Genomic DNA, 15807 nt, shown 5'->3' on the forward strand with positions numbered 1-15807 from the left:
ATTCTTGTCGTTCGTCCCGCCGTCCGCCCATCGGCGGATGCGGCCTCTCGTGACGCGGGCACAACCCGCACGCCCATCATCCCGGCTGCGCGCCACCTACCTTTCCGATGAAGTTTCCGGCGACGCTGAGCGAGCCGTCAACCAGCGTCAGCGGCAGCGTAGCGAGCCGTCGCGGCGCCGGCCCAAACACGACCTGCGCGCCCGCGCGAGGATCGTATTCGGAGTTGTGGCACATGCATTTGAGCACTTCCTTGTCGCCGACATCGCTCTTCACCCAGGCCGTGACAGGACAGCCGGCATGCGAGCAGATTGCCGAATAGGCGAGGATGCCATCGACGGCGCGCGCTTTCGTCTGCTCGTCGAGCTCGGCGGGGTCGAGGCGGATGATCAGAATCTCGTTGAGGCGCGAGGCGCTGCGCACGACCGATGTCTTTGGATCTTTCGGCCAGGCATGCACCGGCGGTCCGCCGGCCGACAGAGCGGCCGCGGTGACGGGCTTTCCCTCCTGATCGCCCTCGGAGAACACGAGCAGATCGCCCTTCTGAGGCCGCTCGTCGGAGCCGGGCGCATCCTCGCCCGCGTGGACCTGCGTGGAACAGGCGAGGCACGCCGTGGTGGCCAGCGCACTCATCAACAGCGCCCGCCGGGTCTGCTCCGTGCAGGCGTCAGCTTCGGATTCCGCTGTGTTGTCGGAGGATGAAGAGGATGTGTTGAACGATGCACGCGACATGCCCGCAAGCAGGCGCTGGAACTCTGCCGAAAAAAAGGCAAAGATTTTTTCCCGCAGTGCATCACACGGTTATGCTCGCGCTGATTGAACGCGAACACGCGCATTTTCGCGCATTTTTTTAATTGCAACGTCACGCTGCGCGACCGGCATGATGACTTCGCAGATCAGGTCAATGCTATCGGTATTGGTGCAATGCGCCGACTCGCGCGGTGCGATCATAGCGATATCGGTGCGGCTGCGCATTTCTCAGGCAGGCATTCTGTATTCTAGGAGCGGAGCACGTGACGCGGCGCAGCGATGCGCCCGGCCAAGGTCGCCGACGCCATCTCAAAGCTGTCGGCGATGCGGCGCGCCCTGTCGATGAACAGCGCGGCTGCCTGCGGCGGGCAGACCTCGCGCGCGGTCTGTTCGAACAGATCGAGCCAGCGGTCGAAATGATGGCCAGCCAGGCTCAGCGGCATATGCGCCCGCATCGGCGAACCATGGTAGCGGCCGCTCATCAGCACGACCGACGACCAGAAGTCCCGCAGCTTGGCCAGGTGCTCGTCCCAATTCTGCACAATCGCGAACACCGGCCCCAGCAGCTCATCCTCGCGCACGCGGCCATAGAAACGGGTCACGAGTTCCCCGATCATCTCTTCGGTGATCCCGGTACGCTCGATTGCATCCTGGGTCAGCAAATTCCGCCGCGCGGTCGCAGCCTCGCGCTCGGCCTTCAGTCGATCCGACATGCCCTTGTTGTCCGTTCCGTTGTTCCCGCAGACCGCCCGTTCGACATTGTCGGGCCGATTGCGCGCGGCGTCTTTGTCGCAGCGCAAATCGCGGGGTCCGGCGGCGAGCACTCAACGCCCGCCGCCCGCGCCGTTGTCAGGCGCTGTAGGCGTAAAAGCCCTGCCCCGTCTTGCGGCCGAGATGGCCGGCGTCGACCATTTCCTTGAGCAAGGGGGCTGGTCGGTATTTGGGGTCGTTGAAGCCTTTATAAAAGACCTCCATCACCGACAACATGGTGTCGAGCCCGACGAGATCGGCGAGCGCCAGCGGCCCGATCGGATGGTTGCAACCGAGCTTCATGCCGGCATCGATCTCTTCCGCCGTCGCAATCCCCTCCTGCAGCGCAAAGATCGCCTCGTTGATCATCGGGCACAGGATGCGGTTGACGGCAAAGCCCGGGCTGTTCTTCGCCGTGATCGCCACCTTACCGACGCGCTTGGCGAAATCGAGCGCCTTGGCGTGGGTGTCGTCAGAGGTCTGCAAGCCGCGGATAAGCTCCAGCAGCGCCATGACCGGAACCGGATTGAAGAAATGCATGCCGATGAAGCGATCGGGGCGGTCAGTCGCGGCGGCGAGCTTCGTGATCGAGATCGACGAGGTGTTCGTGGCGAGCAGCGTGCGCGGCGACAGCGTTGCACAGAGATCCTTCAGGATCTTGACCTTGAGTTCCTCGTTCTCGGTCGCGGCCTCGATGACGAGATCGCAATCGACGAGCTTGGCGCGGTCGGTGGTGCCCGTGATGCGCTTGAGCGTGGCGTCGCGATCACCCGCCGACATCTTCTCCTTCTTGACCAGGCGCTCGAGGCTGCCGCCGACCGTCGAAATCCCGCGGTTCACCGCCGCATCGGAAATATCGACCATCACGACCGAAAGCCCGGCCGCGGCACAAATCTGCGCGATGCCGTTCCCCATGGTCCCTGCCCCGATGATGCCAACGGTCTGGATCATTGCCTCAAATCCCTTATCCTTACGGACGTGCCCTACCGGCCCGCCCCATTGTTCCTGCATCGGGTCTAGCACTGCCTCTGGGCGGGTGCGACCTGATCCTGCCCCTTCCTTAAAGCATCCAAGGCGAGAATAAAGCCGCCTGTCGGCCGCGAAACGCCATGATTTGGCGTCCCCGGCCTGTTTTGGCCAGGTCTATCTGCGGCATCCCGTCCTCGGCGAGCGCGAGGGTCCGGGATCACTAGGCTCGAGGCGGTGGCGCCTCAACCCAGACGAAGCACCTTGCCCGGATTCATGATGTTCTTGGGATCGAGCGCCCGCTTGATCGTGCGCATGATGTCGAGCTCGGTCCGGGAACGGTAGTGCTGGAGCTCGTCGAGCTTCTCGATGCCGATGCCATGTTCCGCCGAGATCGAGCCGCCCATGGAGGTGATGAGATCGTTGACGGCCCGTGTGATCGCCCCGGAATACTGCGAGAGCGTATCGCGGTTCATGCCCTTCGGACCCATGAAGGAGAAGTGCACATTGCCGTCTCCGATGTGGCCGAGCGGATAGGGGCGGATCGTCGGCAGGATTGCGAGTACGGCCTCGAGACCGCTGTCGATAAACTCGGGAATCCTGGAGACCGCAACCGACACGTCGTAGCTCAAGCCCGGACCTTCCGTGCGCGATGCCTCGGCCACGCTCTCGCGAATCCGCCACATGTTGCGCGACTGCGCTTCGGTTTGCGCGATCACAGCATCCAGCACCCGGCCCGCCTCAAGTTGGTCAGCCAGGAACTGCTCCATCCTGTCCGACATGGCCGTGCCTCCGTCCTGCCGCGGCCGGGCCGATGACCATTCGAGAAGGAGGTACCATTCAGTCTCAGCCTTGAGAGGATCCTGGGTGCCGGGAATGTGGCGCAGCACCATATCGGTGCACGAACGGCTGATGAGCTCACAGGAGCCGACATTGTCATCGGAAGCGGCATGCGCCTCCGACAGAAGGTCGATGGCAGCCTTGGGATCGCGAATCGCAAGCCATGCCGTGCACACGTCTTTCGGCGCCGGCCAGAGTTTCAGCACCGCCTTGGTGATGATGCCGAGCGTCCCTTCGGCGCCCATGAACAGATGCTTGAGGTCATAGCCGGTGTTGTCCTTCTTGAGTGCGCGCAGGCCGTCCCAGACATCGCCGTTAGCCAGCACGACTTCGAGACCCAACACCAGATTTCGCGCATTGCCATAACGCAGCACCTGCACGCCGCCGGCATTGGTGGACAGATTACCCCCGATCATGCAGGAGCCCTGAGCACCCAGGCTGAGCGGAAACAGGCGGTCGTGGCGCGCGGCTGTGTCCTGCAGCGTCTGGAGGATGCAGCCTGCCTCCACAGTCATGGCGTAGCCGACGGAATCGACATTCAGCACGTGGTTCATGCGACCGAGCGACAGCACGATGCCGCGGTGCATGGGCCACGGAGTGGCGCCGCCCATCAACCCGGTGTTGCCACCTTGCGGAACGATGGCAATGCCGTTGTCGTAGCAGAGCTTGACGACAGCGGAGACTTCCGCAGTGCTGGCCGGACGCACGATCGCCGCGGCCTGCCCCGCCAGTTCGCCGCGCCAGTCGGTCACGAAGGGCCGCTTGTCGTGCTCGTCCAGGATCAGACTTTTGTCGCCGACGATGGCCCGCAAGCGGTCGAGAACGACTGAGGTCACGGGCGCGGTCGGAATCGAGGGAGCGGTGGGAAGGGTTGCACCCGGCATGTGTTCCTCTCTTTTCGGCCGTTCAGCGGCTTGGGCGCTCCGGCCTTCGTTCTTGTTTTCATTCTGGGCGGTGGTGCGACGACCCACCCTAGCATAGGGGTCGCGCTTGCGGGAACGTCCCCGGCAGTAAGCCTCGTGCGGATTTGCCTGGAATGCTGAATGCAGGCGCACTTCCGCCGAGGTCCCGCATACCCTACTGTGCCCCGATCAAATTCGGATTGGAGCTCATGAGCCGTTTCTGGAGTCCAGTCGTCCACACGCTGTCGCCTTATGTCCCCGGCGAGCAGCCCAAGCAGGACGGCATCGTCAAGCTCAATACCAACGAGAATCCCTACCCGCCCTCGCCGCGCGTACTGGCGGCGATCGCATCGGCCGCGGAACGGCTGCGCCTTTATCCCGATCCGCGCGCAACGCGCCTGCGCGAGGCGATCGCGGCCCATTGCGACGTGGCGCCCGAGCAAGTGTTCGTCGGTAACGGCTCCGACGAGGTTTTGGCCCACACCTTCCAGGCACTTCTGAAGCACGACACGCCACTTCTGTTCCCCGACGTCACCTACAGCTTCTACCCCGTCTATTGCCGCCTCTATGGAATAGCGCATGACGAGGTGCCGCTCGATGCTGCGATGAGGATCGATATCTCCGACTACAGGCGACCATCGAGCGCCATCCTCCTCTGCAATCCGAACGCTCCTACCGGCATAGCCCTTCAGCGCGATGCAATCGCATCGCTGCTCGCCGAAAATCCGGACCGGCTGGTGGTGGTGGACGAGGCCTATGTCGATTTCGGCGCCGAGAGCGCTGTGCCGCTGGTTGCACGCCACGACAATCTGCTGGTCATCCAGACCTTCTCGAAATCGCGCTCACTCGCTGGCCTACGGGTTGGTTTTGCCATCGGCCAACGACCGCTGATCGAAGCGCTGGAACGGGTGAAGGACAGTTTCAACTCCTACCCCGTCGATTGCCTCGCGATCGCCGGTGCCGTCGCCGCGATCGAGGATGATGGCTGGTTCAGAGACACCCGTGCCCGCATCATCGCAAGCCGGGAAACCTTGGCCCGCGATCTCAGACAACTCGGCTTCGAAGTGTTGCCGTCGCTCGCCAACTTCGTCTTTGCGCGCCATCGAAGCCGGAGCGGAGCAGACCTCGCGGCCGCGCTTCGCCAGCGCGGCGTTCTGGTCCGGCATTTCGGAAAGCCGCGCATCGAGGACTTCCTGCGCATCACGATCGGAACGGAGGCCGAGTGTGCCCGACTTGTTGAAGTGTTGCGTGGGGTGATCTGAGCCCCGACGGTCCCGGCATCGGCCAGCGTCAAACGATGAGCCCAAACGCGGCATCGTGCCATGCCGCCCGCGGCTTTGATTTCCGGCCAAATTCGGGTTACCAAACCGCTCCGCCGCTGCTTTGCCCGACGACACCCTCAGGGAAACATACGTGAAACACCTCCGCAGTCCTGAAATCGAGGCACCCAAGACGTCGTGGCGGGCGCCGAAGCTCAGGCACGGATGAACGACTTTGCGCGATCCATCGGCGCCGCATTCACGCTGATCGGCGAGGCTGATGCAGAGCTTCTGGGCATCGTCGGACTGTCGGTGCGCGTCAGCCTGACCGCCAGCATCCTCGCGCTTCTGATCGGGGCGCCGTTCGGGGCAATGCTTGCGATCACCCGGTTCCGCGGGCGGCAGGTCATCATCGTCCTCACCAATGCCTTGCTTGGTCTTCCGCCGGTCGTGGTCGGGCTCGCGCTTTATCTTCTGCTGTCGCGCTCCGGCCCGCTCGGGGCCGCCGGCCTGTTGTTCACGCCGGCCGCCATGGTGGTCGCGCAGACTCTGCTCGCCACACCGATCGTGGTGGCACTGGTGCACCGGCCGGCGAGCCTGCTGTGGGCGGAGTATGGCGACCTGGCGCGGATCGACGGGCTGTCAACGCTGCGCAGCATCGGCTTGCTGTTCGCGCTAGGCCGGACCTCGCTGCTGACGGCCTTTCTCGCAGCCTTCGGGCGCGCGATTGCCGAGGTTGGCGCTATCCTCATCGTCGGTGGCAACATCCGCGGCTTCACGCGCACGATGACGACCGCGATCGCGCTGGAGACCAGCAAGGGCGACCTGCCGCTGGCGCTCGGGCTCGGGCTGATCCTGCTCGCACTCAGCATCGCAGTGTCGACCGTCGCCTTCCTGCTAGTGGGGCGCGTTGGGGAAAAATAGCTGCTCGCCCCCGACCTTGTAGCCGGCGATGGCCTCCTGCCCTTTCGAAGAAATCAGCCAGTCGATGAAGGCTTGCCCGTCCTGCGCCTTCACGTTCGCATGCTTGGCCGGATTGACCAGCATGACGCCGTACTGGTTGAACAGCCGCTTGTCGCCTTCGGTCAGGACGGCGAGTTCGCCGCGGTTCTTGAATGACAACCAGGTGCCGCGATCCGACAGCAGATAAGCATTCGACGACGACGCCATGTTCAGGGCCGGACCCATGCCCTGGCCGATCTCGCGATACCAGCCGTCCTTGGCGGCACCGAGATCGACGCCTGCCTCCTTCCAAAGCCGCAATTCGGCCGCGTGCGTGCCGGACTTGTCACCGCGCGAGATGAACGGCGCCTTCGCGGCCGCGATCTTGCGCAGCGCCTCGGCCACGTCCTTGCCGCCGGCGATCTTCGCGGGATCGCTCTTCGGCCCGACAATGACGAAGTCGTTGTACATCACGTCGAAGCGCTTCACGCCTTCCCCTTCGGACATGAACTTGTCTTCGGCGGGCCTGTCATGGACGAACACGACGTCTGCATCGCCGCGCCGCCCCATGTCGAGTGCCTGGCCCGTGCCGACGGCAACGACCTTCACGTCGATGCCCGCGGACTTCGAGAACAGCGGCAGCAGATAGCCAAACAGCCCCGACTGTTCCGTCGACGTCGTCGAGGCCACGGTGATGGCGCGCTCCTGCGCGACTGCGATCGTGGACCAGAGCAGGGCCGCTCCGAGAGTCAGTATCCTTTTCATGCCTCGTCCTTACACCAGATGGCCGATGTTCCAAACTCTACCGTCGGTAGAGCCGTGCAGGGAACCTCGACAAGCGCCGCAACGCGCTTGGTCATGATCGTCGCGACGCTCCCCTGTGAGGAACGTCCGCTCCGCGCGCAAGTTGTCCTGATGTCAACCCAGGAGGAAACCAGATGAAGAAGATCATTTTGGCATCCGCATGCATCATGGCGCTGGCGACCGGCGGCGCCTTGGCGCAGACACAACCCGCTCCCGGCGCATCCGGCCAGGGCGACGTTGGCCCTTCGTCGCGGGGCCCCGCGACCAAGGGCATGACGACCGGCGCGTCGTCGAACATGCAGAACGAGGCCGCCGACAGCAAGGGCAAGCAGACTCCGAGCACCGGTGGCAGCAACACCAATAACACGGGCAGCCAAGCCGGCGGCGGCGCAGGCTCCGGAAAGTAGGCTTACATTGATCGGAAGTCTGGAGAGGGGCGATTCGCCCCCCTCTCCAAAATGAGGCGAACGGCATGACGCCGTGGATTGCCCGTGGCTCGGGCTCTTTGACCCGTTCGTCTTGGTGCAGCCGAAGCTTTTCGTCGTCGACAATATCGTTTACGCGTGACGCAGGCGTGAATGTTCTGCAATTGGTCCCACCTACATTGACATCAGTGTGACAGCCGGGGATTTTTACATTGCTGGCGAATCAGCGATGGCCTCAAGCCGAGTACCTCTTGGACAACTCCCAGTGCTTTCGAGACTGATATCGTTGCTGCGCCGCATCCCCGCGGTGAAATGGGCGTTCACCCGGCTTCGGCCCGCGCCGCACGGCGGCGGCATCGACGTCGCGCCTGATGCCTCAGACGCCTCACCCGCCCTCGTTGCCGAAATTGCAGCCACGACTCCAGCCCTTGACACCAGTATCAGCGCCGATACGTCGAACTGCGACGTCGCGGTCGCGGCTTCAGCCGCCGAAGACGACACCGCCAGCCCAGTCATCGCGGAGAGCCTGTCGGAAGCGCCAGCGGATGTCAGCGGTAGCGACGATTCATCCCGGGAGTCGGCGGCGGGCGTCGAGCCGGTCGTCGTGGAGGAAGCTTCGGTCGCGATCATCGAAGTCGAGCGTGAGACGGTCGACCTCCCCGAACTCATCATCAACAGCAATCCATCCACCGAACTCGCGGACGACGTTGAGCCCGTTGTCGCGGAGAAGGCCTCCTCCGTCGATGTCGAGGTCGAGTTGGAGGTCGTCCCGGTTGATGCTCCCGCTCTCGCCGTCAACGACGAGCATTCCTCTGTCGTCGACGTGGATACTTGCTCGACTCTCGATGACACCCGTGTCGCGTTCGCCGATTGCGACATCTCGCGGGAGCATATCCCTGAGGACAGCACTGACGGCGACCCCTCCCCCAGCGCCGCGGAAGTTGTCGCCGACACGGCCAGCGTTGTCGTGGATGTTGCGCCGGAGCCGGCCCTCGAGGCTCCCACCCCGGAGGTCGCCAGCGCGCCGAAGATTCGTGCAAAGCTCGCAGAACCCGCCGACCGCGCCGCGCTGATCCGGCAGCGTTGGGCGGAGACCGGGAGCAGGATGTGGAATCCTCGCCTCCACGGCGCCGGTGATGCCACGCTGAACATCCAGGGAAGCGTCGGGCTGCTGCCGCCCGCGCCCGGCGAGACGATGCCGCGCTACGACAAGCTGGAATTCCTGATGCTCGGCGGACAGATCGTCTGCGAAGGCGTGATTGTCGAAGCACCCGCGCATGCAAGCCAGCGCAGTTTTACGCGGCTCGCCGAGCCGGGGAAACCCGACCGGGTCCGCGAACCAATGCGGGACCGCCAAGCCGCTCTCGCCTGACCCTTATCGCTGCGCTCAGGGGATCGGATAGCCCTTCCAGACCCACTCCAGCGCCGACGGCAGCGTCTGCGCGATCGTGGGACGGTCGACGTGCTTGGCATTGCGCACGAACAGAAACTGATAGTGGTAGCCCTTCTCCGCCAGCACCTTGGCCATCAGCGCGTTGGAGAGGGTCCAGTCGTGCATGCCGTCGGGAATGGTGGGGTTCGGATAGAACAGGTCCTGGTCGCCGCCGAAGAACCAGAAACGGATCGGCTTGGTCGGCGCAGCGACGATCAGCGGGACGCCGGGCGGCTCGGCCGGCGTGAGCACGCCGGCCTTGGAGATGAGGTTGGGTGTGGCTGGCCCCGTCCATGCGCTGTGATATTCCCAGGCGCCGCCGCGCAGCGAGGGGTCATGCGGCCATTGCTGGTTGACCATGGTCGGCGAGAACGCCAGCACGCGGTGATAGAGATCGGGATAGAACCACGCCATAGTGAAGGCTGCCACGCCGCTCGAACTCAGTCCCATGGTCGCACGCCCCTCGGGATTTTTGGTCAGCCTGACGTCGGCGTTCTTTTCGACCAGCGGCAGCACTTCACGCTCGACGAACTGCGCGTAGGCGCCTGACACCGTGTCATATTCGCGGCCGCGCTGACTGCCCTGCGCATCCTGCCCGCCATTGCCGATCTGGATCGCGATCATCGGCGGCACGCGGCGCTGCGCGATCAGATTGTCGAGCGTAGTGGCGAGATCCTTGTAGGCGTTGGAGCCGCCGTCGCCGACCACGATGAACGGCGCCGCGGTGCCGCGGATATATTGCGCCGGCACATAGACGTCGATGGTGCGCGACCAGATCCCTGGATGGCTGGTGGTGACGATCATGTGCGACTTGTCGTTCGGCGCCGTCACGGTCGTCATGATCGAGGAGTTGGTGCAACCGGCAAGATCATCGCGGATCAGACCCGGATTGTAGATGCTGCTCTCCTTCGACGACAGCGTGAAGGATTTTGTCGTCCCGCGCGGCACACCCTCCTTCGCGATCGTCTCCGGCGCAGGATTGTGGGTGGGACCGATGATGAAATTGCCCTCGGCCCCCGGTGGCGGCAGCGTTCCGTCAGGAAGCTCAGTGGCGCGTGGATAATTGGGATTGGAGGGATCGCGCGTCGGAGGCGCCGTCTTGAAGTCGAGACCCGCCGTATCGATGAAGAACGGTCCCGCCTTGTCGGTGGTGTTGGCCCCAGGCGGAATCACCATGTTCTGAGTGACGCAAGCCGGTTGCGAAAAAGCAATCGAAGTGAAGGAGACGAGGGAAATCAGCGTCCCCGCAAAGACGGAGAATGATTGGGTCATTTGAGCTCCCGGTGCTGACGAGTCTTTCTGGCTCGCCTTAGCGCAAAGTATGACGAGCCGCGTGCGCGCGGTCAAACCCGAGCCGGCCGCGTTGCAGCAATGACGGCCATGCTCAGAACAGACAGGCACGGTTATTCCGCGCATTGCCACGAAATTGTCGGTGCGACGATACGTTGCGCTGGCGCATATGGTTAGCAGAGCGTAGCCGCAATTTATGCAAGCTCTTTCAGCCAGTCCCCGCACTTCCGCCGCCGGATATCGTTAACGCAGCCTGACCGGGGCGCGTATCGAGAAGATCCGCAGCGCGTCGAGCCTCGCGCGAGGACGCCAATCTAACGTCCCCTTTACCCCCGCCGTGCAAGATCGCCCGCGTTTCGAAGGAATTCAGGGCTGATATTGCAATGCCTCTCACCAATTTGATCTTCACCAACTGGATCGCAGCGCCGATCGGCGCGGGCTTCACTGCCTGGTCCTTCGCGCTCTACCCTTACGGCGATGCTTTCGCCAAGAGCCAGGTTGCCTTCTACATGGCGGTGACCGTGATCGGCTGCATCTTCTCGCTGATGCATCTGCGCTCGGCGGCACTGATCGTGACGCTGGTCGTCGACGTGCCCTACGTGCTGTTCTTCTGGGCCACCGGCGAGCCGACTTTGAAGGCAATCGCCGTCAACAATCTGCTCGTGTCGGGCGCGATGGTGACGGTGCTGTTCATCTACTATCGCGACTTCGCCGACCTCGTCGCGAGCCGCAAGTCGCTGCTGGCGCAACAGGCGGCCACCCAGGCCCTTTCGGACGAGAACTTCCGCCTTGCCAACCTCGATTCCCTGACCGAACTGCCGAACCGCCGCCGCTTCTTCGCCGAGCTGTCGAGCGCTTTCGCTGACGCCGAGCGCAGGAAAGTTCGCGTCGCGGTCGGGATCATCGACCTCGACGGCTTCAAGCCGATCAACGACAATTACGGCCATTCGGTCGGCGACCGCGTTCTGATCGAGGCGGGCCGGCGCATCCGCGAGGTCTGCGAAGGCTTCGGCCCGCAGCGGGTGGAATTCGCCAGGCTCGGCGGCGACGAGTTTGGCCTCGTGGTGTGCGGCGACGCTGATGATGCGGATCTGATGCGGCTCGGCGAACGCGTTGGTGACCAGGTCAAGCTGCCCTACCAGCTCGACACCGCCCATACCGGGCTGTCCTGCTCGATCGGCTTCGCGCTATTCCCGCAATCGGCAACGACGGCGGAGGCGCTCTATGAATGCGCCGACTATTCGCTCTATCACGCCAAGCGCCATCTGCGCGGCCGCACCGTGATTTTCTCGAGCGAGCTCGAGGCCGAGATCCGCAGCCGCGGCGTCATCGAAAATTTGTTGCGCACCGCGGATTTCAGCACCGAGATGGACCTGGTGTTCCAGCCGATCGTGGACGCCATGAGCGAGCACACCGCCGGCTTCGAGGTCCTGGCGCGCTGGCACAGCTCCCGCCTCGGCCTGGTTTCGCCGGCCGACTTCATTCCAACCGCCGAGCGCATCGGCCTGATCCGGCCGTTGACGCAGGCGCTGCTGGTACGCGCGCTCGCGACGGCCAGGACGTGGCCCGACCACATCCGCCTGTCCTTCAACCTGTCCGCCCACGACGTCTGCTCGCCCGAGGGCATCCTGCCGCTGATCACCATCATCGAGAAGAGCTCGCTGCCGCCGCACCGAATCGATTTCGAGATCACCGAGACGGCCGTTACCTTCGATTTCGTGCGCGCACAACAGTCGATCGCGGCATTGAAGGCGATGGGCTGCGGCATTTCGCTGGACGATTTCGGCACCGGCTATTCCTCGCTGAGCCACGTGCACTGGCTGCCGCTCGACAAAATCAAGATCGACCGCAGCTTCATCGCCGACGTCAACGACAATCCAGTGAGCCACAAGATCATCAAGTCCCTCACCGGCCTCTGTGACGACATGGAGATCGCCTGCGTCGCCGAGGGCGTCGAGACTCGCGCTCAGCTCGACACCCTGCGCCGGCTGGGATGTGACTTCATCCAGGGCTACTACTTCGCAAAGCCCATGCGCAGCGACGCGATCGACGATTATCTCGCAAAGGAAAGCCAGCGCCTCGGCGGCGCCGTAGCCAGGGTCGTGGCCTAACGTCAGACCGCGCAGTAGCGCTCCTGGATGTCTTTGTCCGCCAGCAGCGCCGCGGCGCTGCTTTGATGCACGACTTCACCCTGATCGATGATCACGGCACGGTCGGCGAGCCGCAGCGCCCATTCGACGTTCTGCTCGACCAGGAGCAGCGTCTTGCCCTCGTCGCGCAGGCGACGGAACAGGACGCCCATCTCCTCGACCAGGACAGGCATGATGCCTTCCGATGGCTCATCGAGCAGAAGCATCTTCGGTTTCGCGATCAAGGCGCGCGCAATCGCCAGCATCTGCTGCTCGCCGCCCGACAGCGTGACACCCTCCTGGTCGAGGCGCTCCTTCAGGCGCGGAAAAGTCTGGGCGATCTCGTCGATCGCCACGCGCTCATCGATGCCGCTTCCTGCCGCGACGAGGCCGAGACGAAGGTTTTCGCGCACGGAGAGACCGGGGACGATGCGGCGCTCCTCGGGGACGTAAGCAAGGCCAAGATGGAAGCGCTGATGGGCGCGCAGTTGCAGAAGCTCCCGGCCCGCAAAGCGCACGCGCCCCAACGCCTTGGGCATCAGCCCCATCATCGACCTCAGCGTGGTGGTCTTCCCGGCTCCGTTGCGACCTACAAGGGCAACCACCTCGCCGGGCTGCACATGCAAGGAAATGCCGTGAAGGACGTGGCTCGCGCCATACCAGGCGTGGAGATCCCTGATTTCGAGCAGTGCGGTCTCAGCCATAGCCTTCACTCTGTCCGAGATAGACCCGGCGGACCTCCGGATTGCACCTGATCTCATCGGGGGCGCCGTCGGCAAGCAGGCGGCCATGATGCAGCACCACGACACGCTTGGACAGGCCCAGCACCATCTTCATCTTATGCTCGACAAGAAGCACGGTACGCTTCTCGGCGAGCCGTTCCAGCAGCGCGACCATGTCCTTGGTCTCCTCCGGCCCCATGCCGGCGGTCGGCTCGTCGAGCAGAAGCAACTCCGGCTCCGACACCAACGCGATCGCGATCTCCAGCGCGCGCTGCTGGCCATGCGCCAGGAATTTCGCCAGTTCGGCGCGCCTGCCAGATAGCCCGACTGCGTCGAGTGCAGCATCGGCGCGGGCATTGAGCTCCGAAAGTCGAGCGCGGTTACGCCAGATGTCGTAGCTCACGGTCAGCGCCTGCGCCGCCACGCGGACGTTCTCGTGCACCGACAGGTCCGGGAAGATGTTTGTGATCTGGTAAGAGCGCGAGATGCCCTGATGCACGAACCGGTGCTGCGGCAGGCCGTTCAGCTCGCGTCCCCTGAAGTGCAGCTTGCCAGACGTCGGCGTCAGCGCGCCGGAGAGGATGTTGAATAACGTGCTCTTGCCGGCGCCGTTCGGCCCGATGATCGAGGTGAGCTGTCCGGCCGCAAAAGACACGGTGATGCCTTCGAGCGCGACGAAACCGCCGAAGTGCTTGCCGATCCCCTCGGCACGAAGCAACTCGCCGCTCATGGCCGCGCCTTTCCGACACCCAATGTATCGAGCAGCGTGCCCCAGATGCCCTTGGGCAGGAACAGCACGAACAGGACGAAGATCGCGCCGACGAAGAGCTGCCAGTGTGGGGTCCAGACCGAGATGACGTCCTCAAGGATCAGGAACGCCGCCGCGCCAACGAACGGTCCGAAGAAGCTGCGCGCGCCGCCGAGCAGCACCATCATCACGATCATGCCGGAGGTCTGGTAGTGCAGGATGTCGAGCGGCACGATCGACAGATGTAGCGCCAGCATGCAGCCACCGAGCGAGGAGATCGCGCCCGACAGCATGAACACGATCAGCTTGCTGCGCTCGACGTCATAGCCGCAGGCCCGCGCCCGCTGCTCGTTCTCGCGGATGGCCTCGATCACGGCGCCGAAGGGCGAGTTCAAAATGCGCGACTGGAACCACATGGCCAATGCGGCGAAAGCCATCAGCACGTAATATTTGTTGACCGGGTCGAGGAAATTGACGGGGAGTCCGAACAGGCTGATGCGATCGACGGTAAAGCCGCGCAGGCCATTCTCGCCACCGGTGAAAGACGAGGCCTGGAGCGCCACGTAATAAACGAGCTGAGCCAGCGCAAGCGTCACCATGGAGAAATAGATGCCGCGCGTGCGCGTCGAGACGATGCCGATCGCGGCGGCGAGGCCGGTGCTGAGGAGGACTGCGATCGGGACCGCGGCGAACCAGGGCACACCGTAACGACCGATCGCAATGCCGGTGAAGTAGGCGCCCGCACCGAAGAACGCGGCTTGGCCGAACGACAACAGTCCCGTGTAGCCGAACAGCAGATTGTAGCCCATCACCACGACGCCGTAGATCAGGACGTTGACGGCCAGCGCGTGAGACGGCAACAGCCAGGGCAACACAGCCAGCACCGCGATCGAGAGCAACACGCGTTGCTCGAGAAGCCGGCCGAGCCCGCCGGACGAGAGTTTGGCGACCGCTTCGCCGCTCGATGGTGAGGTCACGCGGTCCTCCCTCTGATGCCGAACAAGCCCTGCGGGCGGATCAGCAGCACCACGGCCATCAGCGCGAACATGACGATGGTCGCCATCTCCGGCGCGAACAGCGCGACCAGGCTGATGGAGATGCCGACCATGAGGCCTGCGACGACGGCCCCGACGATCGACCCGAGGCCGCCGATCACGGTCACCACGAAGGCTTCCGCCAGCACCAGCGATCCCATCTCCGGATTGACGCTGCGCATGGGACCCGCGAGCACGCCGCCGAGCGCCGCCAGCCCGACGCCTAGCCCGAAGATTGCGAGCCAGACCCGGCCGATGTCGACACCGAGCACCTGCATGATGGTGGGATCGCGGGCGCCCGCGCGCACGATCAAGCCGATCCGCGTCTTCTCCAGCGTCAGCCAGAGCACCAGGAGCACCACCGCCACCAGCGCAATGACGAACAGGCGGTAGCGCGGGAAGAAGCCGATGCCGAGATCGAGCACGCCGATCAGCTGCGGCGGGGTCGGAAACGGGATGCCGTCGCTGCCGAACACGATCCGCACGCCCTCGACCAGGATGTAGCTGAGGCCGAAGGTAAGCAGCAGCGGATCGTCGATCGAGCGCCCATAGAGCCTGCGGATCAGGACGAACTCGATCAGCATGCCGAAGGCGCCGATCAGGATGGGCGCCAGCAGCAATCCCCACCAGAAGCTTCCGGTGAGGGACGCCAGATACAGCCCCGCATAGGCCCCGATCATGAACAGCGCGCCATGAGCGAAATTGACCACCCCGAGCATGCCGAACACGATCGTCAGTCCAAGCGCAGTGATCACCAGGACCGCCCCAAGGGCGATCCCGGAAAGAAGCTGCATGATGATCAGCGACAGGTCCATT

At 64.0% G+C, this 15807-nt stretch carries 16 protein-coding genes; 5 read left to right on the forward strand and 11 right to left on the reverse strand.

Going from position 1 to position 15807, the window contains the following annotated elements; all coding sequences use genetic code 11:
• Window positions 1-76: 76 nt before the first annotated feature.
• From BRA1417_RS0132700 to BRA1417_RS0132720, 5 genes are all read right to left on the reverse strand, one after another.
• Window positions 77-730, reverse strand: coding sequence for a ubiquinol-cytochrome c reductase iron-sulfur subunit (locus BRA1417_RS0132700; RefSeq protein WP_027519388.1), 654 nt, complete (start codon window positions 728-730; stop codon window positions 77-79).
• Between the two features lie 69 nt (window positions 731-799).
• Window positions 800-973, reverse strand: coding sequence for a hypothetical protein (locus tag BRA1417_RS44425; protein ID WP_156949024.1), 174 nt, complete (start codon window positions 971-973; stop codon window positions 800-802).
• A 23-nt stretch (window positions 974-996) separates the two neighbouring features.
• A complete protein-coding gene (locus tag BRA1417_RS0132710; RefSeq protein WP_035969708.1) occupies window positions 997-1461 on the reverse strand; it encodes a group III truncated hemoglobin in 465 nt (154 codons plus the stop codon).
• 136 nt (window positions 1462-1597) lie between these two features.
• Entirely contained in the window at window positions 1598-2449 is an 852-nt protein-coding gene (locus BRA1417_RS0132715; protein ID WP_027519390.1) for a 3-hydroxybutyryl-CoA dehydrogenase, read from the reverse strand.
• Between the two features lie 260 nt (window positions 2450-2709).
• Window positions 2710-4188: an FAD-binding oxidoreductase gene (locus tag BRA1417_RS0132720; RefSeq protein WP_027519391.1), complete on the reverse strand. Its 1479-nt coding sequence runs from the start codon at window positions 4186-4188 to the stop codon at window positions 2710-2712.
• Window positions 4189-4415: 227 nt separating this feature from the next.
• Here BRA1417_RS0132720 and hisC point away from each other — a divergent pair, with 227 nt between their 5' ends.
• Entirely contained in the window at window positions 4416-5468 is a 1053-nt protein-coding gene (hisC, locus tag BRA1417_RS0132725; protein ID WP_027519392.1) for a histidinol-phosphate transaminase, read from the forward strand.
• Window positions 5469-5690: 222 nt separating this feature from the next.
• The gene (locus BRA1417_RS0132730; protein ID WP_027519393.1) at window positions 5691-6389 is read left to right on the forward strand and encodes an ABC transporter permease; all 699 of its coding nucleotides are present in this window, start codon (window positions 5691-5693) and stop codon (window positions 6387-6389) included.
• Here the strand turns inward: BRA1417_RS0132730 and BRA1417_RS0132735 are convergent.
• Window positions 6363-7172, reverse strand: coding sequence for a substrate-binding domain-containing protein (locus BRA1417_RS0132735; RefSeq protein ID WP_027519394.1), 810 nt, complete (start codon window positions 7170-7172; stop codon window positions 6363-6365). The two genes, BRA1417_RS0132730 and BRA1417_RS0132735, sit on opposite strands and share 27 nt — an antisense overlap.
• A 173-nt stretch (window positions 7173-7345) precedes the next feature.
• Here BRA1417_RS0132735 and BRA1417_RS0132740 point away from each other — a divergent pair, with 173 nt between their 5' ends.
• Both BRA1417_RS0132740 and BRA1417_RS0132750 read left to right on the forward strand, forming a co-directional pair.
• The gene (locus BRA1417_RS0132740) at window positions 7346-7618 is read left to right on the forward strand and encodes a hypothetical protein (protein WP_027519395.1); all 273 of its coding nucleotides are present in this window, start codon (window positions 7346-7348) and stop codon (window positions 7616-7618) included.
• Window positions 7619-7901: 283 nt separating this feature from the next.
• Window positions 7902-9008, forward strand: coding sequence for a hypothetical protein (locus tag BRA1417_RS0132750; protein ID WP_084462351.1), 1107 nt, complete (start codon window positions 7902-7904; stop codon window positions 9006-9008).
• A gap of 15 nt (window positions 9009-9023) precedes the next feature.
• Here the strand turns inward: BRA1417_RS0132750 and BRA1417_RS0132755 are convergent, their stop codons facing one another.
• Complete coding sequence (locus tag BRA1417_RS0132755; protein WP_027519397.1) at window positions 9024-10340, reverse strand: esterase family protein; 1317 nt, start codon at window positions 10338-10340, stop codon at window positions 9024-9026.
• Window positions 10341-10741: 401 nt separating this feature from the next.
• On the opposite strand from BRA1417_RS0132755, the gene BRA1417_RS41295 reads away from it, so the two are divergent.
• Window positions 10742-12469 (forward strand): bifunctional diguanylate cyclase/phosphodiesterase, encoded by a 1728-nt coding sequence (locus BRA1417_RS41295; RefSeq protein ID WP_245286304.1) that lies wholly within the window; start codon window positions 10742-10744, stop codon window positions 12467-12469.
• Between the two features lie 2 nt (window positions 12470-12471).
• Here the strand turns inward: BRA1417_RS41295 and BRA1417_RS0132765 are convergent, their stop codons facing one another.
• Genes BRA1417_RS0132765 through BRA1417_RS0132780 form a run of 4 tightly spaced genes read right to left on the reverse strand, consistent with a single transcriptional unit; the run spans window position 12472 to window position 15806 of the window.
• On the reverse strand, window positions 12472-13191 hold the full coding sequence (locus tag BRA1417_RS0132765; protein ID WP_035968956.1) for an ABC transporter ATP-binding protein: 720 nt from the start codon (window positions 13189-13191) through the stop codon (window positions 12472-12474).
• Entirely contained in the window at window positions 13184-13939 is a 756-nt protein-coding gene (locus tag BRA1417_RS0132770; protein ID WP_027519399.1) for an ABC transporter ATP-binding protein, read from the reverse strand. The genes BRA1417_RS0132765 and BRA1417_RS0132770 overlap by 8 nt, the downstream gene beginning before the upstream one ends.
• Window positions 13936-14934, reverse strand: coding sequence for a branched-chain amino acid ABC transporter permease (locus tag BRA1417_RS0132775; RefSeq protein WP_027519400.1), 999 nt, complete (start codon window positions 14932-14934; stop codon window positions 13936-13938). Before BRA1417_RS0132775 ends, BRA1417_RS0132770 begins: the two co-directional genes overlap by 4 nt.
• Complete coding sequence (locus BRA1417_RS0132780) at window positions 14931-15806, reverse strand: branched-chain amino acid ABC transporter permease (protein ID WP_027519401.1); 876 nt, start codon at window positions 15804-15806, stop codon at window positions 14931-14933. Before BRA1417_RS0132780 ends, BRA1417_RS0132775 begins: the two co-directional genes overlap by 4 nt.
• Window position 15807 lies beyond the last annotated feature (1 nt).

Source organism: Bradyrhizobium sp. WSM1417 (assembly GCF_000515415.1).
Classification (GTDB): domain Bacteria; phylum Pseudomonadota; class Alphaproteobacteria; order Rhizobiales; family Xanthobacteraceae; genus Bradyrhizobium.

What these genes read in the sequence shown, in the direction of transcription:
- BRA1417_RS0132700 (WP_027519388.1), bottom strand. Translation starts at nt 730, where the DNA reads ATGTCGCGTGCATCGTTCAACACATCCTCTTCATCCTCCGACAACACA.
- BRA1417_RS44425 (WP_156949024.1), bottom strand. Translation starts at nt 973, where the DNA reads ATGCGCAGCCGCACCGATATCGCTATGATCGCACCGCGCGAGTCGGCG.
- BRA1417_RS0132710 (WP_035969708.1), bottom strand. Translation starts at nt 1,461, where the DNA reads ATGTCGGATCGACTGAAGGCCGAGCGCGAGGCTGCGACCGCGCGGCGG.
- BRA1417_RS0132715 (WP_027519390.1), bottom strand. Translation starts at nt 2,449, where the DNA reads ATGATCCAGACCGTTGGCATCATCGGGGCAGGGACCATGGGGAACGGC.
- BRA1417_RS0132720 (WP_027519391.1), bottom strand. Translation starts at nt 4,188, where the DNA reads ATGCCGGGTGCAACCCTTCCCACCGCTCCCTCGATTCCGACCGCGCCC.
- hisC (WP_027519392.1), top strand. Translation starts at nt 4,416, where the DNA reads ATGAGCCGTTTCTGGAGTCCAGTCGTCCACACGCTGTCGCCTTATGTC.
- BRA1417_RS0132730 (WP_027519393.1), top strand. Translation starts at nt 5,691, where the DNA reads ATGAACGACTTTGCGCGATCCATCGGCGCCGCATTCACGCTGATCGGC.
- BRA1417_RS0132735 (WP_027519394.1), bottom strand. Translation starts at nt 7,172, where the DNA reads ATGAAAAGGATACTGACTCTCGGAGCGGCCCTGCTCTGGTCCACGATC.
- BRA1417_RS0132740 (WP_027519395.1), top strand. Translation starts at nt 7,346, where the DNA reads ATGAAGAAGATCATTTTGGCATCCGCATGCATCATGGCGCTGGCGACC.
- BRA1417_RS0132755 (WP_027519397.1), bottom strand. Translation starts at nt 10,340, where the DNA reads ATGACCCAATCATTCTCCGTCTTTGCGGGGACGCTGATTTCCCTCGTC.
- BRA1417_RS41295 (WP_245286304.1), top strand. Translation starts at nt 10,742, where the DNA reads ATGCCTCTCACCAATTTGATCTTCACCAACTGGATCGCAGCGCCGATC.
- BRA1417_RS0132765 (WP_035968956.1), bottom strand. Translation starts at nt 13,191, where the DNA reads ATGGCTGAGACCGCACTGCTCGAAATCAGGGATCTCCACGCCTGGTAT.
- BRA1417_RS0132770 (WP_027519399.1), bottom strand. Translation starts at nt 13,939, where the DNA reads ATGAGCGGCGAGTTGCTTCGTGCCGAGGGGATCGGCAAGCACTTCGGC.
- BRA1417_RS0132780 (WP_027519401.1), bottom strand. Translation starts at nt 15,806, where the DNA reads ATGGACCTGTCGCTGATCATCATGCAGCTTCTTTCCGGGATCGCCCTT.